A 22,712-nucleotide genomic window follows, 5' to 3' on the forward strand; every position below is an offset into this window, starting at 1 on the left:
GTACATCTGGCGTTCGTCACCAACCACGCTTCGCGCACGCCCGAGGGCGTGGCCGAGAAGCTGACCGCGATGGGCATCGAGGCCACCTCGGCCGACGTGGTGACCTCTGCACAGGCCTCTGCCCGAGTCGTCAGGGAGCGGTTCGGGTCCGACGCCTCCGTGCTGCTGCTGGGCGGCCGGGGCCTGGAGACCGCCCTGGCAGCCGAGGGTCTGTCGACCACGACCGAGCCGGACGAGGCGACGGTTGTCGTCAGCGGTTACGGACCGGACGTGCTGTGGAAGGACGTCATGCGGGCCGCGGCGTTGGTCAGCAGCGGACTGCCGTACGTCGCCAGCAACACCGACCTGACCATCCCCACCGACTACGGCCTGGCGCCTGGGCACGGAGTGCTGGTGGGCGCGATCACCCGCTTCGCCGGCGTGGAGCCGATCGTGGCGGGCAAACCCGCGCGGCCCCTGCTGGACGAGACGATCCGTCGCGTGGGCGGCGAACGACCGCTGATGGTCGGGGACCGGCTCGACACCGACATCGAGGGCGCGCACGCGGTAGGGGTGGACTCGCTCCTGGTCATGACCGGTGTCACCGGTCTGCTCGAGCTGATGGCCGCCCCACCGCGCCGGCGCCCCAGCTACATCTCGCCTGACCTGGAGGGTCTCTTCCAGCCGCACGACGTCCCGGACCAGGCCGAGGGCGGGACCCGCCTCGGGGGCTGGCTGGCGACTGTGGACAACGGGGTCCTGCACGTCGAGGGGCACGGGTCAAGCGCCGATTGGTGGCGCGTGGTCGCCACCTCCGGCTGGGACGCGCTCGACACGTCTGGCGCCGTGGTGGACGTGACGCACCTGCAGCCGCCGGAATGACCCGGGCGTGAGTGACGGGTAGCCTCGCGTCCATGACTGAGTTCAAGGAGCAGACCCGCCCGGAGGCCGGCGAGTCCGAGGTCGAGGTCTCCGCCGTGGCTGAGGTGCTGGCCTCGATGCAGGGACTCGAGACCCGACCGGTGGCCGACCACGTGGCCGTGTTCGAGCATGCCCACGAGCAGCTTCGTCGCGCGCTCGATCCGCGACACGGCTGAACGTGCCGCCTCGTCGCCTTCGGCTCGATGCCGAGCTCGTCCGTCGCGGACTGGCCCGATCACGCGAGCACGCCAGCGAGCTCATCGCCGACGGACGTGTCAAGGTGTCGGGCGCCGCGGCGTCGAAGCCAGCCACCGCTGTCACCACCGACGTCGCGATCGTGGTGCGCGAGGACCCCGACCGCGTGGACTACGTCTCCCGGGGCGGGCACAAGTTGGCGGGCGCGCTGAGCGCCTTTGCATCCGTGGGGGTCGGCGTCGCCGGGAAGCGCTGCCTGGACGCGGGTGCCTCGACGGGGGGATTCACCGACGTCCTGTTGCGGGCCGGAGCTCGCGAAGTGGTGGCAGTGGACGTCGGGTACGGCCAGCTCGCCTGGTCCCTCCAGAGCGACGATCGGGTCGTGGTCCACGACCGCACCAACGTGCGCGAGCTGAGCCTGGACATCGTCGGTGAGCCCGTCGACCTGGTCGTCGGCGATCTCTCCTTCATCTCGCTCGAGCTGGTCCTGGATGCCCTGCTCTCGGTGACGGCGTCCGACGGCGAACTGGCGCTGATGGTCAAGCCGCAGTTCGAGGTCGGCAAGGACAGGGTCGGCAAGGGCGGTGTCGTCCGAAGCCTCGACCTGCGAGCGGAGGCGGTCTCCGGAATCGCCCGCGCAGCCGCGTCCCGTGGGTGGGGAGCCGTCGCGGTGACGACCAGTCCGCTGCCAGGTCCCTCCGGGAACGTCGAGTTCTTCTTGTTGTTGCGCCGCGGACCTGCAGCCATCGACGACGACGACGTGCGGGCCGAGGTCGAGCGCAGCGCGTCGCTGGGGGTGGCGGGTGAGAGGGTGGACCCGTGACCGACACCGCCCCCGAGCCAGACGCACAGCGCCGCGTGCTGCTCCTCGCCCACACGGGGCGGGCAGCGGCTCGCGACGTGGCTCGGGAGTGTGCTCGTGCGCTCAACAAGCACGGAATCGCCGTCCGGCTGCTGGCGCCCGAGGCTGAGGACCTCGATCTCGAACCCACGTCCGGCACCGCGCCCGAGGGGTGGATCGAGATCGTCGACGACGAGGACGACGCCGGCGCGGGCTGCGAGCTCGCCCTGGTCATCGGAGGTGACGGCTCGATCCTGCGAGCAGCCGAGCTGACAAGGGCGAGCGGGACGCCGCTGCTGGGGGTCAACCTGGGTCACGTGGGCTTCCTGGCGGAGGCGGAGCAGGATGACGTCGCCATCACGATCGAGGCCATCGTGGAGCGCCGATACGTCACCGAGGAGCGGCTGACCATCGACGTCACCGTCCACCGCGGCAAGGAGCTGATCGCCTCCACTTTCGCGCTGAACGAGGCGAGCGTGGAGAAGGCGGCGCGCGAGCGCATGTTGCAGGTGGTCGTCGAGATCGATGGCCGCCCGTTGTCGCGCTGGGGATGCGACGGCGTCGTGTGCGCGACGCCCACCGGCTCGACTGCCTACAACTTCAGCGCGGGCGGGCCGATCGTGTGGCCCGGTGTGGAGGCCCTGCTCATCGTGCCCATCAGTGCGCACGCACTCTTCGCCCGACCGATGGTGGTCGCCCCGACCAGCGTGCTGGCGATCGAGGTCCTGAGCGAGAACGAGGGCTCGGGGGTGCTGTGGTGCGACGGCCGGCGCACTGTCGACCTGCCCCCGGGTGCCCGCATCGAGGTGCGCCGCGGGGAGCGGCCGGTGTGGTTGGTGCGCCTACGCGAGGCGCCGTTCACCGACCGACTGGTGGCGAAGTTCGACCTACCCGTCGAGGGATGGCGCGGCGCGTCCGAACGCCGCCGTCGCGAAGAGGGGACCACGGATGCTTGAGGAGATCCGGATCCGGTCCTTGGGCGTCATCGAGTCCTCGATGCTCGAGCTAGGGCCCGGACTGACTGTCATCACCGGCGAGACAGGTGCCGGCAAGACGATGGTCGTCACGGCCCTGGGACTTTTGCTGGGAGGACGTGCTGACCCCGGCTCGGTTCGTACGGGCGCCGCAGGCGCACGTGTCGAAGGTGTCATCAGCGTCTCCCGACTCCCTCAGGTGCTCGCAGCGGTCGAGGAAGTCGGGGGAGAGGCAGAGGACGGTCGGGTCGTCCTGGCGCGCAACATCGCCTCGGAGGGCCGTTCCCGCGCGTGGGTCGGCGGGGCAGGAGTGCCGGTCTCCGCGCTGGCCAGCGTCGCCGAGCCCCTGGTGGCGGTCCACGGTCAGTCCGACCAGCACCGACTGCTCAAGCCGGGGGCGCAGCGCGACGCCCTCGACCGGTTCGGCGGCGCGACGCTGGCCAAGGCGGCCGCAGCCTACGGCGATCTCCACGCACGACTCGTCGACGTCGAGCGCGAGCTGCGCCTGGTCGTCCTGAGCGCCCAGGAACGCGCTCGCGAGGCCGACCTGCTGCGGTTCGGCCTCAGCGAGATCGAGGCGGTGTCGCCCGAGGCAGGCGAGGACGTGGCCCTCGCGGCGGAAGAGGGTCGTCTGGGGTTCGCGGACACGTTGCGCACCGCCGCCGAGCAGGCCCGGGAGGCGCTCAGCAGCGAAGAAGGTCGTGCCGACGCGTTGGCGACCACGTCGATCGCACGGACCCTTCTCGAGGGCGTCCGCGAGCACGACACCCAGGCAGGCGAGCTGGCCGACCGGTTGGCCGAGATCACCTACCTGCTCTCCGACGCTGCCGCAGACGTGGCGTCCTACGCCGCCCGGCTCGAAACCGATCCTGCGCGGCTGTCCAGCGTCAGCGAGCGTCGAGCCGCGTTGACGTCACTGACACGGAAGTACGGCGACACGATCGACCACGTGTTGACGTGGGCGGAGGCCGCGTCCCTGCGGCTGCTCGACCTCGACTCCACCGACGAGAAGATCGCCGAGCTCGCGGCCGAGCGCACGCTCCTGCGCGACCAGCTCACCGCCGCTGCTGCCAAGCTCACGTCCGCCCGGCAGCGCGCGGCCAAGCGGCTGGGGGCCCTCGTGACCACCGAGCTCGGCCTGCTCGCGATGCCGCACGCCGCCCTCACGGTTGCCGTACGGGACCAGGAGGTGGCCGAGCCCGACGACCCGACCCCCGCGGTCTTGAACGTCGATGGCCGTTGGCTCCGAGCGACCTCCGCTGGTGTCGACGACGTGGAGCTCCAGTTGGCTGCCAACACCGGAGCGGACGCCCGACCCCTGCACAAGGGCGCGTCGGGTGGGGAGCTCTCCCGGGTCATGCTGGCGGTGGAGGTGGCCCTGGCCGAGACGAGCCCGGTGCCGATCTTCGTCTTCGACGAGGTCGATGCCGGCGTCGGCGGCAAGGCAGCCATCGAGGTCGGCCGCCGGCTGGCGCAGCTGGCGCGCGACGCCCAGGTCTTGGTGGTGACGCACCTGCCGCAGGTGGCGGCATTCGCCGATCGGCACGTCGTCGTTCACAAGTCCAGTGACGGCACTGTCACGACCTCTGGGCTCACGGTCCTCGACGACGCCGGTCGCGAACGCGAGCTCTCCCGCATGCTGGCGGGCCTGGAGGAGTCAGACAGTGCCCTGGCGCACGCCCGGGAGCTGTTGCACACCGCGGCCCCGGCCCGGGCACACGGCTGACCCGACAGCCGACCTGGGCCGACACGAGCGGGACGCCCGGAGGCGCGACTCGCCCACACAGGAGGCTGCCGGGATCCACGTCGCGGGGCTGACACCATGGATCGGTCATGAAATTCTCCCCCCAGCGACTCAGCCCTCCGCGCAGTCGGCAGCGGCGATCAGCCCTCCCCGGCATCCATGGCGTCGCCCGCCTCGATCGCCACACTTCGCACCTCATTCCCCGGTTGCGCTCGGGTGACATCGCGATCCTGGACCACCTCGACCTGGACAGGTCCACAGCGCAGGCGCTCGTGGACGCCGACGTCGCAGCCGTGCTCAACGCCGCTCCGATGATCTCCGGCCGCTACCCCAACCTCGGTCCGGACGTGCTCCTGCAGGCCGGGGTGCCGGTCTTCGACACCTTCGGCGGCGGGATCTTCTCCCGGGTGTGCGACGGCGCGCAGGTGCGGGTCGACGACGGTGAGCTGTTCCTCGGCGACGACCGGGTCGCGATGGGCCGACTCGTCGACGCCGAAGTCGTGCGCACCGAGATGGAGTCCGCCCGCAGCGGCCTGCGGGCGCAGCTGGAGAGCTTCACCCACAACAGCACCGAGTTCCTTCGTCGCGAGCAGGACCTCCTGCTCCACGGGCGAGGGGTGCCCCGGACGGTCACCGACCTCACCGACCGGCCGGTCGTGGTCGTGGTGCGTGGACACGAGTGGGAGAGTGAGCTCGCCGGCATCAAGGCGTTCATCCGTGAGCAGGACCCGGTGTTGATCGGCGTCGACGACGGCGCGGACGCGCTCCGGGCGGCCGGGCACACTCCGGACATCGTGGTGGCCCACGTGGCCGACGAGGAGCTGCCGTCCCTTGAGGTGCTCACGAGGGCGCGCGACGTGGTGGCCCTGGTGGAGCGCGGTGCCGCGCACTCGGTCATCGAGCGGTTCGAGCGCTCCGGCGTCAAGCCGCTCAGGTTCGAGACCGGCGCGACGACTGAGGACGCCGCCCTGATCCTCGCGGATGCCGGTGGCGCGAGCCTGATCGTGGGGGTCGGGATGCATGCGACGCTGGACGAGTTCCTTGATCGCAGTCGCAGCGGCCTCCCGAGCACCTACCTGACGCGACTCAAGGTGGGTCCACGGCTGGTGGACGCTGCGGCAGTGCCGCGGCTCTACGACGGACAGGTGCGCCCCCGACACCTCCTCGCGGTCACCCTCGCCGGGCTGGTCGCACTCGCTGCTGCCATCGGGGTCACGCCCGTGGGCCAGGAGTGGGCCGGCGCGGCCACACCGGTGGTGGCCGACGCCATCGACCGACTCATCGAACTCGTGCAAGGACTCAAGCGCCCGTGATCACCTTCCGACACTTCCTGACCAGCATCGTCGCGGTCTTCTTTGCGCTCGCCGTGGGCATTGCGTTGGGGGGCGGCCCGCTCTCTGACTTCAGCGATCCCGCGCCGGTCGCGGCGTCCGACACGACCGAGGACGACCCGGCTCGCGCGTACGCCGAAGGGTTCGCGACCGCCATTGGCCCGGTGCTCACCAGCGCCAAGCTGGCGGACCGCAGCGTGGCCGTCGTCACCGTCCCGGGCGTCAACGAGGAGATCCTGACCTCGCTCGCCGAGGAGGTCTCCGCGGCCGGCGGGACCATCACCGGGCGCTACTCGCTCACCGATGACATGGTCTCGCCCGACCAGAAGGCGCTGGTCGACACCCTGGGCGCCCAGCTCATGACGCAGCAGGGCAAGGCGATCGCGGCCGACGCGACGACGTACGACCGGATCGGCCAACTCCTCGGCGTGGCTGTCGCGACCACGACGCCCGAGGGCGAGCCGGCTACCGACCAGCAGAACCGGATCATCGAGACGTTGGTCGGGGCAGACCTGCTGACCCTCGATGGCAGCGTGACCGAGCGGGCACCGCTGGTCCTGCTGGTGGTGGGCGGTGAACCGGCCGACGAGGGCGGTGACGCGATCCTCTCCGGCCTGGCGTCGGGCCTGTCCCGGGCTGCGGGCGGAGTGGTCGTGGCCGGCACGCTGGCTGACGGCGGAGAGGGCCAGGTCGGCCGGCTGCGCGCCGAGCCGGTCTCGGCGGAGGTCGCCACCGTGGACGGCATCGACACCCCCGCCGGTCGGGTGACCGCGGTGCTGGCGCTGGCGCGGTCGCTGAGCACCAAGGGCGGCGCCTTCGGAGCGTCGGGTGCCGACGGACCCGTCCCGCTGGGGTAGGCTCGAACCCCGTGAAGAACCCCACGCCGACCAAGCACGTCTTCGTGACCGGAGGCGTCGCCTCCTCCCTCGGCAAGGGGCTCACCGCCTCCAGCCTGGGCAGCCTGCTGAAGGCCCGAGGACTGCGCGTGACGATGCAGAAGCTCGATCCCTATCTCAACGTGGATCCGGGCACCATGAACCCGTTCCAGCACGGCGAGGTCTTCGTGACCAACGACGGTGCCGAGACCGACCTCGACATCGGCCACTACGAGCGGTTCCTCGACACCGACCTCGGTCAGATCGCCAACGTGACGACCGGGCAGGTCTACTCGGCCGTGATCGCCAAGGAGCGCCGCGGCGACTACCTCGGTGACACGGTCCAGGTGATCCCGCACATCACCAACGAGATCAAGGACCGGATCCTGGCAATGGGGACCAGTCCGGGCAGCGACCCCATTGATGTCGTGATCACCGAGATCGGCGGCACCGTCGGCGACATCGAATCGCTGCCCTTCCTCGAGGCGGCCCGGCAGACCCGGCACCAGATCGGTCGGGAGAACTGCTTCTTCATCCATGTCTCGCTCGTGCCCTACATCGGCCCGTCGGGCGAGCTGAAGACCAAGCCGACCCAGCACTCGGTGGCGGCGCTGAGGTCCATCGGCATCCAGCCCGACGCCATCGTGTGTCGCGCCGACCGCGACCTGCCCGACGGCATCAAGCGCAAGATCGCACTGATGTGCGACGTGGACGATGAGGCGGTGGTGACTGCCGCCGACGCCCCGTCGATCTACGACATCCCCAAGGTCCTGCACCGCGAGGGTCTCGACGCCTATGTCGTACGCCGACTGGACCTGCCGTTCCGCGACGTCGACTGGACGGTATGGGACGACCTGCTCCGCCGCGTCCACCACCCCCAGGAGGACGTCACCGTCGCCCTGGTCGGCAAGTACGTCGACCTCCCCGATGCCTACCTCTCCGTCGCCGAGGCCCTGCGCGCCGGCGGGTTCGCGCACGAGGCCAAGGTCCACCTGCGCTGGATCGCCTCCGACGAGTGCGAGACCCCGCAGGGAGCGGCCAAGCACCTACACGACGTGGATGCGGTGTTGATCCCTGGCGGGTTCGGCATCCGGGGCCTCGAGGGCAAGCTCGGCGCCCTGACCTACGCCCGCACCAACCACATTCCGACGCTCGGGCTGTGCCTGGGCCTCCAGTGCATGGTCATCGAGTACGCCCGCAACGTGGCTGAGATCCACGGCGCCGGCTCCACCGAGTTCGAGCCCGACACCCCTGCCCCCGTGATCTCCACCATCGAGGAGCAGAAGAAGTTCGTCGAAGGGGCCGGGGACCTCGGCGGCACGATGCGGCTCGGCCTGCAGCCGGCCGACCTGGTGCCGGGCAGCGTGGTCGCCAAGGCCTACGGGGTCGACCGCGTTCAGGAGCGGCACCGCCACCGCTACGAGTTCAACGACGCCTACCGCGGCGAGCTGGAGAAGGCGGGCCTGGTCTTCTCCGGGGTCAACCCCGACCTCGGACTCGTCGAGTTCGTCGAGCTACCCGCCGACGTGCACCCCTACTACGTCGCGACCCAGGCGCACCCGGAGCTGCGATCTCGCCCGACGCGGCCGCACCCGCTCTTCGCCGGGCTCATCGGCGCAGCGATCGACCGGCAGCGCGAGCTGCGGATCCCGATCGACGAGCACGGCCTGCGCCGCCTCGACACCGACGAGGACGAGAGCTAGCCACGTCCAGCCCTTCCAGAACTAGAGCTGCCGAGCGCGGTTCAGCTGGGCCAGCACGAAGGACTGGGCCCGGACCTGGTTGCGGGCGTACTGGCTGATCGCGTCGTTCTCGCTCGCCGCTTCCGCAGCCTTGAGGAACGACTCGTCGCCGACGGCGTGCGGATACATCCCCCGGACCACCACCCCCTGGTTGAGCATGCCGCCCTTGAGGTCGGTGAGCTCCCCGAGATAGCGGTGGGTGTACGGCGCCAGCAGGTCGACCTGCCCCGGGCGCCAGAAGATCGCCCCCAGGTCGAGGGTGTCGCGGCTCGCGGGCACGGAGTGGTCGACGAAGAAGGCCCGCCACACCGTTTCCTTGGACTCGGCGTCGGGGCTGGCGGCCAGCACCTTGAGGCGCTTGACGCCGGCGTCCGGGTCGGGGTCACCGGCCAGCAGCTGGGCCAGGGCGTCGTCGTCACGCTGGCCGAGCTCGGCACGACGGATGGCCATGCGCCAGGCGAGGTCGGAGTCGGTCGACGCGGCGGCGGCCTCCTCGACGGCGGCCCAGTGCTCGTCGGTGCTCGCTGACGCAGCCAGGGTGCGCAGGGCGGGCTGGCGGTGCTCGGGGTCGCGCGAGAGCACGAGCGCGGCGTCAGCCAGTGCGGAACGCAGGACCGGAGACTCGGCGGGCGGGGCCCACCGGTCGGCCACGAGCGATCCCACGGACAGGAACGGCTCCACCAGGGCGGGGTTGCGCTCGGTGTGTAGGGCGGTGCTGATGGCGGTGGCTGCGTCGCGCGGCGCCAGCTCGGCGAGCAGCAGCAGCTGGGTGATGGTGCCGACCACGAGCGCGCGTGACAGCGGCTCGACGAAGGCGCCGAGGTGGCGGAGCATCAGCCGCAGCGACTCGGCGTCCGGACGGACGGCGGCGAAGGTCAGGTCGTCGGCGTTCAACAGCCGCAGGTCGCCCTCGGGCAGGTCCACCCGGGTGGTCTCGCCGGTCAGCAGGGCCGGAGTGACGGCCACCCTCTCCAGGGAGTCGCCCGTGACGGAGTACGACGCAATGTCGATGCGGTGCGGGCGCGGAGCCTGGCCGTCGGGGGACTCGGCCCGGATGGTGTCACCGTCGAGCGCGACCACATCGGTGCCGGCGCGATCGAGCCACGCGGCCGTCCATGAGGACAGGTCCTGGCCGGCCGCGGCGGCATACGCGGACATCAGGTCGTCGAGCACCGTGTTGCCGTACGCGTGGGCGGCGAAGTAGGCGCGCAGCCCTTCGACGAAGGCGTCCTCGCCGATGAAGGCCATCAGCTGGTGCAGGACGCTCTGACCCTTGACGTAGGTGATGGCGTCGAAGTTGGCCATGGCCCCGTTGACGTCGGTGACCTCGCCCCGGATGGGGTGACGACCCGGACCCATGTCCATGTCGTAGGCGGGGCGCTTGTACAACGCGAGGAAGCTCGCCCACTGGTCGGTGAACTCCGTCGCCTCTGCCATGGCCCAGTTGGAGGCCCACGAGGCGAAGGCCTCGTTGAGCCACAGGTCGTCCCACCACCGCATCGTGACGAGGTCGCCGAACCACATGTGCGCCATCTCGTGGAGCACGAACTCCGCCCGGACTGCGCGCTGGTTGTGCGACGGCGGAGTGCGGAAGAGCTGGGAGTCGCCGTAGGTCACGCAACCCCAGTTCTCCATCGCGCCGCCGAGATTGGGGACGAACACCTGGTCGTAGCGGACCTGCGGGAACGGGATGCCGAACTTGTCGCCGAAGAACGACAGGCCCTGGCGCGTGAGTGTCACCAGCTCCTCCAGGTCGCGCTCGAGGTGCTGCACGAGCGACTGACGACAGAAGAACCCGAGGTCGTAGCCGTCGTGCTGCTGGCGGACCTCGTGGAAGGGACCCGCGTTGACGACCACCACGTAGGTCGACAGACGGGGGGTGTCCTCGAAGGTCCACAGGCGCGTGGCGTCGTCGACCTCCTTGATGGCGGCGGGCGCCGAGTTCGAGGTGACCGTCCAGCTGTGGGGCGCCAGCACCGTGAACGCGTGCGGGGCCTTGAGGTCGGGTTGGTCGAAGCAGGCCCACAGACGTCGCGCCTCGTCGGTCTCCAGGCTCGTCCAGACGTAGACGAGGCCGTCGGTGGGATCGACCGTGCGCAGGATGCCCTCGCCGCTGGCGGTGTTGGAGGTCGAGGCCTCGACGACCAGGAGGTTGTCCGCAGCCAGGGAGGGGAGTGCCAGTCGGCCCTGCTTCGCCGTACTGACATCGAGGTCGACGCCGTTGAGGGTCGCATGCGCGATGTCGGCCACGCAGTCGACGAACGTCGACGCCCCCGGCTCGGAGGAGGTGAACCTGATGGTGCTCACCGAGGAGAAGACCTGGCCCTCGAGCAGGCCGGTGAGATCCACCTCGATGTCGTAGCGTTCGACCGCGACGAGGCGGGACCGCTCGACGGCTTCGGTCTGGGTCAGGCTCGACAGCGTCATGTTCGGCACTCTAGCCACGGGCCCCGACGGAGGCAGAAGCGCGGTGGGTCCTCGCCTAGGCTCGCGGTCATGAGTGACGAGTCCGTGATGTCCCTGGCCGATCGGGAAGCTTCATGGCCCGTAATTCGCTCCCGTGTCGTGCATCAGGACGCCTGGGTCGTGGTGGTGCGGGAGGACGTCATCACCCGACCGGACCACCCCGAGCACGAGTTCGCGCGCATCACCGTGGAACACCCAGGTGCGGTGATCGTGCTGGCGGTCGACGAGGACGAGCGGGTGCTCTGCCTTCGCCAGTACAGGCACGCGTCCGGTCACGTCTTCGTCGAGCTCCCGGCGGGCCTGCGGGACGCGGGTGACGAACCGCCGGTCGAGACCGCCAAGCGTGAGCTCCGGGAGGAGGCCGAGATGGCGGCGGCCTCGTGGCGCCAGCTGCTCAGCACCTATCCGAGCGCCGGCCTGACCGACGAGGTGCACGAGATCTTCCTGGCCCGCGACCTGACTCCGGTGTCGCGCGGCGACTTCGAGATGCAGCACGAGGAGGCCGAGATCGAGGTCTTCTGGGCGCCCGTGGACGAGCTCATCGACGCCGTCCTGGCGGGTCGGGTGCGGCAGGGTCCGCTGGCACAGGCAGTCCTCGCCTACGACGCCCACCGGCGCCGCGGGACCCTGGGCGAGGCCTGACCTCGCCCCGGAGTAATGTCCCCGGCTGTGAGCGGCGTCACGACGAGGTGCGCCCGGAGCTACGAGGAGTGAGTCGTGAAGATCGGCGTACCCAAGGAAGTCAAGAACCGCGAGTACCGCGTGGCCCTCACCCCGATCGGCGTCCACGAGCTGGTGCAGCACGGGCACGAGGTCTGCGTCGAGAAGGACGCCGGCGCCGGCTCCCTGGTCCCCGACGCGGAATACATCGCCGCCGGCGCCACCATGATCGACACGGCTGACGACGTGTGGGGCACCGCCGAGATGATCCTCAAGGTGAAGGAGCCGGTCGCGGAGGAGTACGCCCGCATGCGGGAGGGGCAGGTGCTCTTTACCTACCTCCACCTCGCCGCCGACAAGCCGCTGACCGAGGAGCTGATGCAGCGCAAGGTCACCGCGATCGCCTACGAGACCGTCCAGCTGCCGTCCGGTGGGCTGCCGCTGCTCTACCCGATGTCCGAGGTCGCCGGCTGTCTTGCCCCGCAGGTCGGTGCGCACTCGCTGATGAAGGCCAACGGCGGCCGGGGCGTGCTCATGGGCGGCGTCGGTGGCGTCGCGAACGCCAAGGTCGTCATCATCGGGGCCGGGGTCTCCGGTCAGAACGCTGCCAACATCGCCCTCGGCATGGGCGCCGACGTCACGTTGCTCGACACCGACCTGGACAAGCTGCGGATGTCGTTCTGGCGCTACAACAACCGGGTGCACGGCCTGGCGTCCTCCAAGCTCGCCATCGAGCAGCAGGTGATGGAGGCCGACATGGTCATCGGCGCCGTGCTGATCCCGGGCGCCGCGGCCCCGAAGCTGGTCAGCAACGAGCTCGTCTCACGGATGAAGCCGGGCTCAGTGCTCGTCGACATCGCGATCGACCAGGGCGGCTGCTTCGAGGACTCCCACGCCACGACCCACGACGACCCGACCTACCCGGTCCACGACTCGGTGTTCTACTGCGTCGCCAACATGCCCGGCGCCGTCCCCAACACCTCGACGTACGCCCTGACCAACGCGACCCTGCCGTATGCCGTCGCGCTGGCCGACAAGGGCTGGCAGCAGGGCTGCCGCGACGACCGCAGCCTCGCGCTGGGGCTGAACACGCACGCCGGGCAGCTCACCAACGCGCCGGTCGGCGAGGCGGTCGGCATCGACGTGGTCGGGCTGGATAGCGTCCTTGCGTGACTGACACGGCCGCACTCACGCGCGCCATCTCCATCTACCTGGACCACCTCGCGGTGGAGCGCGGCCTTGCGGTCAACACCCTCACGTCCTACCGGCGCGATCTCAGGCGCTATGCGGAGTACCTGGCCGAGCAGGGTGTCGGCACGCTCGACCAGGTCACCGAGGCGATGGTGGCGGGGTTCCTGATGCGACTGCGCGAGGGCGATGGCAACCACCCGCCGCTGGGCTCCACATCGGCCGCTCGCACCGTGGTCGCAGTCCGTGGCTTCCACAAGTTCGCCGTTGCCGACGGGCTCGCGACGCTCGACCCCGCGGGAGCGGTCAAGCCTCCGACACCCGCCAAGCGGCTGCCGAAGGCGCTGCCGCTCTCCGACGTCGAGGCGATCCTGGAAGCCGCCAGCGCTCCCGACACGATCCTGGCGCTGCGGGACCGAGCGTTGCTGGAGGTGTTGTACGGCACCGGTGCGCGGATCTCCGAGGCGGTGGGCCTGGACATCGACGACCTCGACACCGTCGATGCCACGGTGCTCCTGCGCGGGAAGGGCTCCAAGGAGCGGTTGGTGCCGGTCGGCGCCTATGCGCTGGACGCCGTGGCGGCCTACCTCACCCGGGCCCGACCCGAGCTGGTCTCCCCCCGGACACCGGCTGGAGCGATGTTCCTCAATGCCCGCGGCGGCCGGCTGTCCCGCCAGAGCTCGTGGGCGGTGCTGGTCAAGGCGGGCGAACGGGCGGGCGTCACCCGCGACGTCTCGCCGCACACCCTGCGCCACTCGTTCGCCACCCACCTGCTGGACGGTGGTGCCGACGTCCGGGTCGTGCAGGAGCTCCTGGGCCACGCGTCGGTGACCACCACCCAGGTGTACACACTGGTCACCGTCGACAACCTGCGCGAGGTCTTCGCGACTGCGCACCCGAGGGCGAGGGACTGATGAGCACCCACCTGAGCGCGGTGCGCGGAGACGCGGACGAGGTCTACGACGCCTTTGCCGCCTGGGTGGGCGAGCAGGGCCTCGACCTCTATCCCCACCAGGACGAAGCCGTCATCGAAGTGATGGGCGGCAACCACGTCATCCTGGCGACCCCGACCGGGTCAGGGAAGTCGCTGGTGGCGATCGGCGCCCACGCGTGGGCACTGGCCCAGGACAGGGTCAGCTTCTACACCGCACCGATCAAGGCGCTGGTGAGCGAGAAGTTCTTCGCCCTGTGCGAGGTCTTCGGCGCGGACAACGTCGGGATGCTCACCGGTGACGCGGCCGTCAACCCCGACGCGCCGATCATCTGCTGCACGGCGGAGATCCTCGCCAACATCGCGCTCCGGGAGGGTCGCACCGCCGACGTGGGGCTCGTCGTGATGGACGAGTTCCACTTCTACGCCGAGCCCGACCGTGGATGGGCCTGGCAGGTCCCGCTCCTCGAGCTCCTCGACGCACAGTTCCTCCTCATGTCGGCGACGCTGGGTGACGTCTCGTTCATTGTCGAGGACCTGAAGCGGCGTACGGGCCGAGACGTCGCCGTGGTCGCAGATGCCGAGCGTCCCGTGCCCCTGACCTTCACCTGGTCCCTCGAGCACCTCGACGAGACGCTCGAGGAGCTCGTGACGACCGGGCAGGCGCCGGTCTACGTCGTGCACTTCACGCAGGCGGCCGCGGTCGAGCACGCGACCAACCTGTTGAAGAGGCCGCAGAAGTGGGTCGACAAGGAAGCCATCGCCGAACGGATCGGGGCGTTCCGCTTCGGGGCGGGCTTCGGCAAGACGCTCTCCCGGATGGTCCGCAACGGCATTGGCGTCCACCACGCGGGCATGTTGCCGAAGTATCGGCGCCTGGTGGAGCAGCTCGCGCAGGCGGGCCTGTTGACGGTCATCTGCGGCACCGACACCCTCGGGGTCGGGATCAACGTGCCGATCCGCACGGTCCTCTTCAGCGGTCTCGCGAAGTTCGACGGCAACCGTCAACGCGTGCTCCGCACCCGCGAGTTCCTCCAGATCGCCGGTCGGGCCGGGCGTGCGGGCTACGACGTCGCGGGCAATGTGGTGGTGCAGGCGCCCGAGCACGTGATCGACAACGAACGGGCCAAGGCCAAGGCCGAGGCCAAGAACGCCGCGCCGGGAGCCAATGCCAAGCGCAAGTCCAAGGCGCAGCTGAAGAAGCCGCCCGAGGGAACCGTCGTGTGGACGGAGCAGACCTTCGACAAGCTCGTCGCCGGGGTGCCCGAGCAGCTGACCTCGCGCATGCGGGTGGACAACGCGATGCTCATCAACGTCGCCACCCGCGAGGAGGACGCCTTCGCGGTGATGCGCCGGCTCCTCACCGACAACCACGAGGACCGCCGCCAGCGGCTGCGGCTGGCGAGACGGGCCCTGCGCCTGGGTCGCAGCCTGCTGCGAACCGACGTGCTGACCCGACTCGACGAGGTGGACGAGTTCGGCCGGCGCTACCTGCTGACCGTCGACCTGCCACCGGACTTCGCGCTCAACCAGCCGTTGGCGCACTTCGCGCTGGCTGCCCTGGACGTCCTCGACCCCGAGTCGGAGACGTACACCCTCGACATCGTGACCGTGATCGAGTCGGTGCTGGAGGCGCCGCGGCAGATCCTGATGGCCCAGCAGTTCGCCGCGCGCGGTGAGGCCGTGCAGGAGATGAAGGCCGACGGCATCGACTACGACGAACGGATGGCGCTGCTCGACAAGATCACCTGGCCCCAGCCCCTCGCCGAGCTGCTGGGGGGGTTGTACGAGATCTACCGCCAACGCCATCCGTGGCTGCGCGAGGACGCGCTGTCGCCGAAGACGGTGGTGCGGATGATGTGGGAACAGGGGATGAGCTTCACCGACTTCGTCGGCCGCTACCAGCTCGCCCGGTCCGAGGGACTGGTCCTGCGCTATCTCACCGACGCCTACCGCACGCTGCGCCAGACCGTGCCGGAGTCCCATCGCACCCCCGAGCTGGACGACCTCGTCGAGTGGCTGGGCGAGACCATCCGCCAGACCGACTCGTCGCTGCTGGACGAGTGGGAGGCCCTCAGCGACCCCGCCCACGTGCCCGGGCGGGTCGCCCACCACGAGCCGCCCCCGCCTCCGCGTCCGATCAGCAAGCAGGGGCGTACGTTCGAGGTGATGGTCCGCAACGCCATGTGGGCGCGGGTGGACCTGGTCTCCCGCGACGACCTCGACGGCCTGATGCGCCTCGAACGAGCGGCCGCCGAGCGCACGGAGCCCCCCCGCAGTGTGGGCATGGGTCGCTCGGTGTGGGACGCGGCCATCGAGGACTACTACGCCGAGCACGACACCGTGCTCCTCGACGCTGATGCCCGTGGACCCCAGCTGCTCGTGCTCGGCCCCGAGCGGGTCGGTGAGCCGGTCGGTGCCGAGGAGGGGACGACCGCCCGGGTCCGGGAGGTGCGGCAGACGATCCACGATCCCGAGGGCCACCACGACTGGGTGATCGAGGCCCTCATCGACTGCGACGCGTCCGACGAGGCCGGCGAGCTGGTCCTCCCCACCGTGGCCATGCGGCGGCTGTGACCTAGCTGCGCTCGATCGCCCCGATCGCTTCGGTGACCACGCCGGTCGCGGGCTGGGACACGTCGATCACGACGCTCTGCTCGTCCTCACCCAGCAGCTCCAGCGTGTCGACCTGCGAGCGGAGGAGCGAGGGCGCCATGAAGTGCTCACGCGACGCCACGCGCGCCGCGATCACGTCGTACGGCGCTGCGAGGTGGACGAAGAACACCGCCGTCGCGTCCGGCAACCGTGCGCGCAGCACGTCCCGGTAGCTCCGCTTGAGCGCGGAGCAGGTCACCACGCTGGAGCTGCCACCTGCCTGATGACGGGCGAGGACCAGGGCCAGCGCCGCCAGCCACGGCTCCCGATCGCCGTCGTCGAGCGCGATGCCCGCCGACATCTTGGCGATGTTGGCCGGCGGATGGAGGTCGTCGCCCTCCACGAAGACCCAGCCGAAGTGCTGGGCGAGCTCGACCGCGACCGTCGTCTTCCCGGTCCCTGAGACGCCCGTCACCACCACGTGGCGCGGACGCGAGCCTGCAGGTTCGGGCGCTGACATGTCCGGAGCCTAGTTCTCGTGCCGCTTCCCACCGATCTTGCTGAGTGCACAGGTTTGTGCACAGGGCGTCGTTCCCTGTGTACTCAACCGGGGCTCACTGCACAGATTTGGCGCGGGGCTTGTGGGACTGGACCCACCTGTTGTGGGGGCCGGGACGGGGTCCTAGGCTCGCCCGGAACCTGATGAAGAAGTGTCGCCGTGTCGACAAAATCTCACGCGTCTTCCGTGGTGCAATCGGATGAAGTCGAACTAGGAGCTGTGCGATGACGAATGGCGGGTTTTCTCCCTTCCCGGGCCTTTCCGGGAGCAGTTCCTCCGAGATCCCCCCGCTCGTGAGCCCACCCCAGCCGCGCCCTGCGGCGCAGACCCACGGCGCACCCAGCGAGCCCCTGCCCTTCATCCGTTCCGAGCAACCACCCGTGGAGTCCACCGTGGAACCCGCCCTTGTCCCGTCTACCTCGGCCCCCGACCTCGGCCCCACGGGCCGTCCGATGCCCGACTTCCCCGAACCCGGTCCGGTCGGAGCTCGTACCCGAGCCCGCGTGGTGTCGATGTGCAACCAGAAGGGCGGCGTGGGCAAGACCACGACCACCATCAACCTCGGAGCGGCGCTCGCCGAGTACGGCCGCAAGGTGTTGCTCGTCGACTTCGACCCACAGGGATCGCTCTCGGTCGGTCTGGGCCTGAACCCCCACGAGATGGATCTGACGATCTACAACCTGCTCATGCAGCGCGACGTCGCCCTCGACGACGTGGTCGTGCCGTCCGGGGTGCCCGGGATGGACCTGCTGCCCTCCAACATCGACCTGTCGGCCGCCGAGGTGCAGCTGGTCCACGAGGTGGCGCGCGAGCAGACCCTGCAGCGAGTGCTCGCACCGGCCATGGAGCAGTACGACATCATCCTGATCGACTGTCAGCCCTCGCTCGGGCTGCTCACCGTCAATGCCCTCACAGCCTCCGACGGGGTGATCGTGCCCCTGGAGTGCGAATACTTCGCGCTGCGAGGCGTGGCGTTGCTCAAGACGACCATCGACAAGGTCCGCGAGCGCCTGAACCCGAAGCTGGAGATCGACGGCGTGCTGGGCACCATGTTCGACGGCCGGACCCTCCACAGCCGCGAGGTGATGCAGCGTCTCGTGCAGGCGTGGGGCGACAAGGTCTTCCACACGGTCATCCGCAGGACCGTGAAGTTCTCCGACGCCACCGTCGCCGGCGAACCCATCACGTCTTACGCGTCGGCCTCAACCGGTGCCAGTCACTACCGAGAGCTCGCCAGGGAGGTGCTCACCCGATGGCCCGCCGAGTAAGCCTGCCCGCCGCCGACGACCTCTTCCGCACCACGGCCGACGCCCCGGACACGGCGTCCCGGCCGGTGCGTGCGGTCGCTGATCAACCGGTCGACGAGGACAACCACCCCAAGAAGCCCAGTGGCCGCGTCCGGCACGACGAGAAGATGACCGTCTACGTCACCTCCCACGAGCTGCTCGACATCGAGCACACGCGACTCATGCTCCGACGCTCCCACGGCCTGGCCGTCGACCGGGGGCGCCTCGTTCGAGAGGCGCTCGCCCTGGTGCTGGCGGACTTCGAGGCCAACGGTGACGACAGTGCCCTGGTCCGGCGGCTGACCGAGGAGTGAGCGCTGGACTCAGCGAGGGCACCCTCGCGCCGGCTGCTCATGGCGATCCCGGTCAGGGCCAGGCCCCTGCCTTCGCCGTACACCTGGACAACTTCGAGGGACCCTTCGACCTCCTGCTGAGCCTCATCGCCAAGCACAAGCTCGACATCACCGAGGTCGCGCTCTCGCGGGTCACCGACGAGTTCATCGCCCACGTCAAGGTGGGCGGCAAGGCCTGGGACCTCGAGCAGACCACCTCGTTCCTGCTGGTCGCCTCGACGCTGCTCGACCTCAAGGCGGCGCGGCTCCTGCCCCAGGGCGACGTCGAGGACGAGGAGGACCTCGCGCTCCTCGAAGCCCGGGACCTGTTGTTCGCCCGGCTCATGCAATATCGCGCCTTCAAGCTGGTGGCCGGCGTGCTCGAGCAACGGCTGGCGGACGAGTCCACCCGACACCCGCGCCAGGTCGGCATGGAGGAGCGGTTCGCGACCCTGTTGCCCGATGTCCTGATCGGCATCGGGCTCGAACAGTTCGCGCAGCTCGCCGCCCGCGCGCTGGAGCCCAAGCCGGTGCTCGAAGTCTCGCTCCAGCACATCCACGCGGCCAAGGTCAGCGTGCGCGAGCAGGCGGCGCTGGTCGTGGACCGGTTACGACGCTCCGGCACCATGACCTTCCGCGCCCTGTGCGGCGACTCTCCCGACCGGCTGACCACCGTGGCACGATTTCTCTCACTGCTGGAGCTCTTCCGCGAGGGGGTCGTGGCCTTCGACCAGGTCACACCGCTCGGCGAGCTCACGGTGAGGTGGACCGGCGGCGACGACGCGGAGATCGAGATCAATGACGAGTTCGACGGGACACCGCCCCAGGACGGTCCTGACCCCGCCTCCGACGGCACCCCCGCGGATGAGCACGAAGCCAGGAGAGACGATGAGTGAGACCCCCCAGGAGTCCGAGGAGCCGGGCACCACGGACGTCGAGACGCTCGACGTCGAGGTCGCCGACCTCAGGCCCTCGCTCGAGGCGATTCTGATGGTCGCAGACCAGGCGCTGGACAAGGTCCAGCTCGCCTCGGCCGTCGGCCACCCCGTCGAGGCCGTGGACGGCGCCCTGCACGACCTCGCCGCCGAGTACACCGAGCAGGGCCGCGGGTTCGAGCTGCGCAACGTCGCGGGTGGTTGGCGGTTCTACAGCCGCGACGCCTACTCCTCAGTGGTGGAGGGATTCGTCCTGGAGGGCCAGCAGGCGCGCCTGACCCAGGCGGCCCTGGAGACGCTGTCCGTGGTCGCCTACAAGCAGCCGGTCTCCCGCGCGCGCGTCTCGGCGATCCGCGGCGTCAACGTCGACGGGGTCATGCGCACCTTGCTGACCAGGGGACTGGTCGAGGAAGCCGGCCAGGACACCGAGACCGGTGCCAACCTCTACCGCACGACCAGCTACTTCCTCGAGCGCATCGGGATCACCTCGCTCGACGAGCTGCCCGAGCTGGCGCCGTACCTCCCCGACATGGACGACCTCGAGGACGAGCTGACGCAGATGGCGGCCCCCCGCCCGGAGAGCTCACCTGAGGCGGAGTCCGCACCGGTCTCGCCCGACCACCACCCCTCCCCGCACAGCGGCTCTGCCCATTCGCCGCACAGCGGCTCTGCCCATTCGCCGCACAGCGGCCAGGGCACCGAACCCGACGGCGGGACCGAGATCTCATGAAGCCACACGACTCCGACCCCTCCAACCTCGTCTCGCAGCGACCCGAGCCCGACGAGGACGGGCTGATCCGCCTGCAGAAGCTGCTGGCACAGTCCGGCGTCGCCAGCCGTCGCAAGTGCGAGGAGCTCATGCTCGAGGGCCACGTCGAGGTCGACGGGGAGGTCATCACCCGCCTCGGCACCAAGGTCGACCCGGCCACGGCCGTCGTCCGGGTCAACGGCAAACGACTGCCGCCGATCAGCGCCTCGGTCTACCTCGTGCTGAACAAGCCGCGCGGCGTCGTCTCCACCATGAGTGACCCCGAGGGGCGCCCCAGCCTCGGCGAGCTCGTCGCCGACCGGCCCGAGCGGCTCTTCCACGTGGGGCGGCTCGACACGGACACCTCGGGGTTGATCATCCTCACCAACGACGGCGACTTCGCCCAGCGCCTGGCCCACCCGTCCTTCGAGATCGAGAAGACCTATGTCGCCGAGGTCGAGGGCGAGCTCCACAAGGGGGTCATCAAGAAGCTCCTCGCCGGCGTCACGCTCGACGACGGCCCGGTCTCGGTGTCGCGGGCACGCATCGTCGAGGGGAGCCACGGGCGTACGTCGCGATCGCGGACCATCATCGAGCTGGTCATCCACGAAGGGCGCAACCGGATCGTGCGGCGCCTCCTCGACGAGGTCGGACATCCGGTCACCCGGCTGACCCGGACCAGGATCGGTCCGCTCGAGCTCGGGACCCTGCCCCTGGGGGAGATGCGGGAGCTCACCCTGGACGAGCTCGGCGTCCTGCTGGACAGCGCGGACCTTTGAACTGCTCCGCCGTTAAGGTGACGCCCGTGGCAACGAGGGCGATCAGGGGCGCGACCCAGCTGGACGAGGACACGCGCGAGCACATGCTCGACCGGGTCGCGGAGATGGTGACCGACGTGATGGAGGCCAACGGTCTCGACGTGGACGACTTCATCTCCGTCATCTTCACCGCGACCAGCGACCTGGTCAGCGAGTTCCCCGCGTACGCCGCACGGCGACTGGGCTTCGGGGAGGTGCCGCTGATCTGCGCGCGGGAGCTGGAGATCGCCGGGTCCATGCCTCGCTGCGTGCGGATGCTGGCACACGTGGAGACCGACATGGCGCGCGCCGACATCACCCACGTCTACCTCCACGGTGCCGCCAACCTGCGTCGCGACCTGACTCGGACACGGGACGTCCCAGACGATGAGTGAGCCGTCGCTGGGACTCGTGCAGATCGTCGGGACCGGTCTGCTGGGCACCTCGATCGGCCTCGCCTGCCGGAGGGCGGGCATCGAGGTCGTGCTGACCGACGTGTCCGCAGAGCACGTGCGCACGGCCAGCGGGCTCGGCGCGGGCCGCCCGGGGTCCGATGACGACCGACCCAGCCTGGTCGTGGTCGCCGTACCTCCCGACCACCTGGGTGAAGTGATCGCCAGCGCCCTCCAGGGCACCGATGCCGTCGTCACCGACGTCGGCAGCATCAAGGGTCGGCCCCTGGCGGACGTCGCGGACCGCGTGGACGCCGCGCAGCTGCGGCGCTACGTCGGTTCGCACCCCATGGCCGGCAGCGAACGGTCGGGACCGCTGGCAGCGAGTGCCGCCCTCTTCGACGGTCGCCCCTGGGCGATCACGCCACACGACACGTCGGCAGCCGACGCCGTCGCAGTCGTCGCGAGGCTGGTGGACGTGTGCGGAGCCGTCGCGACCACGCTGTCGCCGGCCGAGCACGACCGCGCGGTCGCGCGCACCTCCCACCTGCCCCACCTGGCCGCAGTCCTGGTGGCCGCTCGGCTCGCCGGCGCCCCAGCGGAGCACCTCGCCCTCTCCGGCCAGGGCGTCCGCGACGTGACCCGGATCGCGGCCAGTGACCCGGCGATGTGGCAGCAGATCCTCAGCGCCAACTCGGGTGCCATCACCGCTCTCCTGGGCGAGCTCAGCGACCAGCTCCACGACCTCATTGCCGCGGTGGCCGACGACGAAACCGCCGTGCTCATCGAGATCCTCAGCGCCGGCGTCGTCGGCACGCAGGCGATCCCCGGGAAGCACGGTGGTCCGATGCGCCCCATGCGGTCCGTCTTCGTCTCGGTGCCCGACCACCCGGGCGAGCTCGCCCGGCTGTTCGGGGACGCGGGGGAGATCGGCGTCAACATCGAGGACGTGCACATCGACCACGATCCCGGCCGTCCTGTGGGGCTCACCGAGCTCGTGGTCGAGGAGGGCCGGGCCGAGCACTTGCTCGCCGCTCTGGAATCTCGTGGTTGGACGACTCACCGGTAGGCTCTGCTCCCGTGAGTTCCCTTGTCGTTGCCATTGATGGGCCCTCCGGCTCCGGCAAGTCCAGCACCTCCCGCGGGGTTGCAGCGCGACTCGGGTTGCGCTACCTCGACACCGGCGCGATGTTCCGCGCGATCACCTGGTGGATGCTGAGC

22 protein-coding genes are annotated in these 22,712 nt (G+C 70.1%); 20 read left to right on the forward strand and 2 right to left on the reverse strand.

The window, feature by feature from the left end; genetic code table 11:
• From JWN68_RS18980 to JWN68_RS19015, 8 genes are all read left to right on the forward strand, one after another.
• Positions 1 to 861, forward strand: an 861-nt coding sequence (locus JWN68_RS18980) for an HAD hydrolase-like protein (RefSeq protein ID WP_297741911.1), incomplete at its 5' end; no start/stop codon positions are given.
• A gap of 32 nt (positions 862 to 893) precedes the next feature.
• The gene (locus tag JWN68_RS18985) at positions 894 to 1,076 is read left to right on the forward strand and encodes a hypothetical protein (RefSeq protein ID WP_297741913.1); all 183 of its coding nucleotides are present in this window, start codon (positions 894 to 896) and stop codon (positions 1,074 to 1,076) included.
• 2 nt (positions 1,077 to 1,078) lie between these two features.
• Complete coding sequence (locus tag JWN68_RS18990) at positions 1,079 to 1,918, forward strand: TlyA family RNA methyltransferase (RefSeq protein WP_297741915.1); 840 nt, start codon at positions 1,079 to 1,081, stop codon at positions 1,916 to 1,918.
• A complete protein-coding gene (locus JWN68_RS18995; RefSeq protein WP_297741917.1) occupies positions 1,915 to 2,892 on the forward strand; it encodes an NAD kinase in 978 nt (325 codons plus the stop codon). The genes JWN68_RS18990 and JWN68_RS18995 overlap by 4 nt, the downstream gene beginning before the upstream one ends.
• The gene (recN, locus tag JWN68_RS19000; RefSeq protein WP_297741919.1) at positions 2,885 to 4,636 is read left to right on the forward strand and encodes a DNA repair protein RecN; all 1,752 of its coding nucleotides are present in this window, start codon (positions 2,885 to 2,887) and stop codon (positions 4,634 to 4,636) included. The genes JWN68_RS18995 and recN overlap by 8 nt, the downstream gene beginning before the upstream one ends.
• Before the next feature lie 107 nt (positions 4,637 to 4,743).
• The gene (steA, locus tag JWN68_RS19005; protein ID WP_297741921.1) at positions 4,744 to 5,967 is read left to right on the forward strand and encodes a putative cytokinetic ring protein SteA; all 1,224 of its coding nucleotides are present in this window, start codon (positions 4,744 to 4,746) and stop codon (positions 5,965 to 5,967) included.
• On the forward strand, positions 5,964 to 6,842 hold the full coding sequence (locus tag JWN68_RS19010; RefSeq protein WP_297741923.1) for a copper transporter: 879 nt from the start codon (positions 5,964 to 5,966) through the stop codon (positions 6,840 to 6,842). The genes steA and JWN68_RS19010 overlap by 4 nt, the downstream gene beginning before the upstream one ends.
• An 11-nt stretch (positions 6,843 to 6,853) precedes the next feature.
• Entirely contained in the window at positions 6,854 to 8,563 is a 1,710-nt protein-coding gene (locus tag JWN68_RS19015) for a CTP synthase (protein ID WP_297741925.1), read from the forward strand.
• 21 nt (positions 8,564 to 8,584) lie between these two features.
• Here JWN68_RS19015 and pepN read toward each other — a convergent pair whose 3' ends face one another.
• Positions 8,585 to 11,029 carry an aminopeptidase N gene (gene pepN, locus JWN68_RS19020; RefSeq protein WP_297741927.1) on the reverse strand — a complete coding sequence of 815 codons (2,445 nt, stop codon included), beginning with the start codon at positions 11,027 to 11,029 and terminating at the stop codon, positions 8,585 to 8,587.
• 69 nt (positions 11,030 to 11,098) lie between these two features.
• On the opposite strand from pepN, the gene JWN68_RS19025 reads away from it, so the two are divergent.
• The 4 genes from JWN68_RS19025 (at position 11,099) to JWN68_RS19040 (ending at position 16,424) form a co-directional block, all read left to right on the forward strand.
• The gene (locus JWN68_RS19025; protein WP_297741929.1) at positions 11,099 to 11,710 is read left to right on the forward strand and encodes an NUDIX hydrolase; all 612 of its coding nucleotides are present in this window, start codon (positions 11,099 to 11,101) and stop codon (positions 11,708 to 11,710) included.
• 75 nt (positions 11,711 to 11,785) lie between these two features.
• Positions 11,786 to 12,901: an alanine dehydrogenase gene (gene ald / locus JWN68_RS19030; RefSeq protein ID WP_297741931.1), complete on the forward strand. Its 1,116-nt coding sequence runs from the start codon at positions 11,786 to 11,788 to the stop codon at positions 12,899 to 12,901.
• Positions 12,898 to 13,830, forward strand: coding sequence for a site-specific tyrosine recombinase XerD (gene xerD / locus JWN68_RS19035; RefSeq protein WP_297741934.1), 933 nt, complete (start codon positions 12,898 to 12,900; stop codon positions 13,828 to 13,830). The genes ald and xerD overlap by 4 nt, the downstream gene beginning before the upstream one ends.
• Positions 13,830 to 16,424: a DEAD/DEAH box helicase gene (locus JWN68_RS19040; RefSeq protein WP_297741936.1), complete on the forward strand. Its 2,595-nt coding sequence runs from the start codon at positions 13,830 to 13,832 to the stop codon at positions 16,422 to 16,424. Before xerD ends, JWN68_RS19040 begins: the two co-directional genes overlap by 1 nt.
• Before the next feature lies 1 nt (position 16,425).
• On the opposite strand, the gene JWN68_RS19045 is transcribed toward JWN68_RS19040, so the two are convergent.
• Positions 16,426 to 16,962 carry a gluconokinase gene (locus tag JWN68_RS19045; RefSeq protein ID WP_297741938.1) on the reverse strand — a complete coding sequence of 179 codons (537 nt, stop codon included), beginning with the start codon at positions 16,960 to 16,962 and terminating at the stop codon, positions 16,426 to 16,428.
• Positions 16,963 to 17,294: 332 nt separating this feature from the next.
• Here JWN68_RS19045 and JWN68_RS19050 point away from each other — a divergent pair, with 332 nt between their 5' ends.
• The 8 genes from JWN68_RS19050 to JWN68_RS19085 form a co-directional block, all read left to right on the forward strand.
• Positions 17,295 to 18,269: an AAA family ATPase gene (locus JWN68_RS19050; protein ID WP_366519848.1), complete on the forward strand. Its 975-nt coding sequence runs from the start codon at positions 17,295 to 17,297 to the stop codon at positions 18,267 to 18,269.
• Positions 18,254 to 18,601 carry a hypothetical protein gene (locus tag JWN68_RS19055; RefSeq protein ID WP_297741940.1) on the forward strand — a complete coding sequence of 116 codons (348 nt, stop codon included), beginning with the start codon at positions 18,254 to 18,256 and terminating at the stop codon, positions 18,599 to 18,601. Before JWN68_RS19050 ends, JWN68_RS19055 begins: the two co-directional genes overlap by 16 nt.
• Positions 18,602 to 18,684: 83 nt before the next feature.
• Complete coding sequence (locus JWN68_RS19060; RefSeq protein WP_297741952.1) at positions 18,685 to 19,515, forward strand: segregation/condensation protein A; 831 nt, start codon at positions 18,685 to 18,687, stop codon at positions 19,513 to 19,515.
• Positions 19,508 to 20,284 (forward strand): SMC-Scp complex subunit ScpB, encoded by a 777-nt coding sequence (gene scpB / locus JWN68_RS19065; protein WP_297741942.1) that lies wholly within the window; start codon positions 19,508 to 19,510, stop codon positions 20,282 to 20,284. The genes JWN68_RS19060 and scpB overlap by 8 nt, the downstream gene beginning before the upstream one ends.
• Positions 20,281 to 21,081 carry a pseudouridine synthase gene (locus JWN68_RS19070; protein ID WP_297741944.1) on the forward strand — a complete coding sequence of 267 codons (801 nt, stop codon included), beginning with the start codon at positions 20,281 to 20,283 and terminating at the stop codon, positions 21,079 to 21,081. The genes scpB and JWN68_RS19070 overlap by 4 nt, the downstream gene beginning before the upstream one ends.
• A gap of 26 nt (positions 21,082 to 21,107) precedes the next feature.
• Positions 21,108 to 21,494 carry a chorismate mutase gene (gene aroH, locus JWN68_RS19075; RefSeq protein ID WP_297741946.1) on the forward strand — a complete coding sequence of 129 codons (387 nt, stop codon included), beginning with the start codon at positions 21,108 to 21,110 and terminating at the stop codon, positions 21,492 to 21,494.
• Positions 21,487 to 22,560, forward strand: coding sequence for a prephenate dehydrogenase (locus JWN68_RS19080; protein WP_297741948.1), 1,074 nt, complete (start codon positions 21,487 to 21,489; stop codon positions 22,558 to 22,560). The genes aroH and JWN68_RS19080 overlap by 8 nt, the downstream gene beginning before the upstream one ends.
• Before the next feature lie 11 nt (positions 22,561 to 22,571).
• A partial coding sequence (locus JWN68_RS19085) for a (d)CMP kinase (RefSeq protein WP_297741954.1) occupies positions 22,572 to 22,712 on the forward strand: 141 nt, incomplete at its 3' end.

This window comes from Nocardioides sp. (assembly GCF_025964975.1).
Classification (GTDB): domain Bacteria; phylum Actinomycetota; class Actinomycetes; order Propionibacteriales; family Nocardioidaceae; genus Nocardioides.

Excerpts from the sequence above, each read along its gene's own strand:
- JWN68_RS18985 (WP_297741913.1), top strand. The coding sequence starts at position 894 with ATGACTGAGTTCAAGGAGCAGACCCGCCCGGAGGCCGGCGAGTCCGAG.
- recN (WP_297741919.1), top strand. The coding sequence starts at position 2,885 with ATGCTTGAGGAGATCCGGATCCGGTCCTTGGGCGTCATCGAGTCCTCG.
- steA (WP_297741921.1), top strand. The coding sequence starts at position 4,744 with ATGAAATTCTCCCCCCAGCGACTCAGCCCTCCGCGCAGTCGGCAGCGG.
- pepN (WP_297741927.1), bottom strand. The coding sequence starts at position 11,029 with ATGACGCTGTCGAGCCTGACCCAGACCGAAGCCGTCGAGCGGTCCCGC.
- JWN68_RS19025 (WP_297741929.1), top strand. The coding sequence starts at position 11,099 with ATGAGTGACGAGTCCGTGATGTCCCTGGCCGATCGGGAAGCTTCATGG.
- JWN68_RS19040 (WP_297741936.1), top strand. The coding sequence starts at position 13,830 with ATGAGCACCCACCTGAGCGCGGTGCGCGGAGACGCGGACGAGGTCTAC.
- JWN68_RS19045 (WP_297741938.1), bottom strand. The coding sequence starts at position 16,962 with ATGTCAGCGCCCGAACCTGCAGGCTCGCGTCCGCGCCACGTGGTGGTG.
- JWN68_RS19055 (WP_297741940.1), top strand. The coding sequence starts at position 18,254 with ATGGCCCGCCGAGTAAGCCTGCCCGCCGCCGACGACCTCTTCCGCACC.
- scpB (WP_297741942.1), top strand. The coding sequence starts at position 19,508 with ATGAGTGAGACCCCCCAGGAGTCCGAGGAGCCGGGCACCACGGACGTC.
- JWN68_RS19070 (WP_297741944.1), top strand. The coding sequence starts at position 20,281 with ATGAAGCCACACGACTCCGACCCCTCCAACCTCGTCTCGCAGCGACCC.
- JWN68_RS19080 (WP_297741948.1), top strand. The coding sequence starts at position 21,487 with ATGAGTGAGCCGTCGCTGGGACTCGTGCAGATCGTCGGGACCGGTCTG.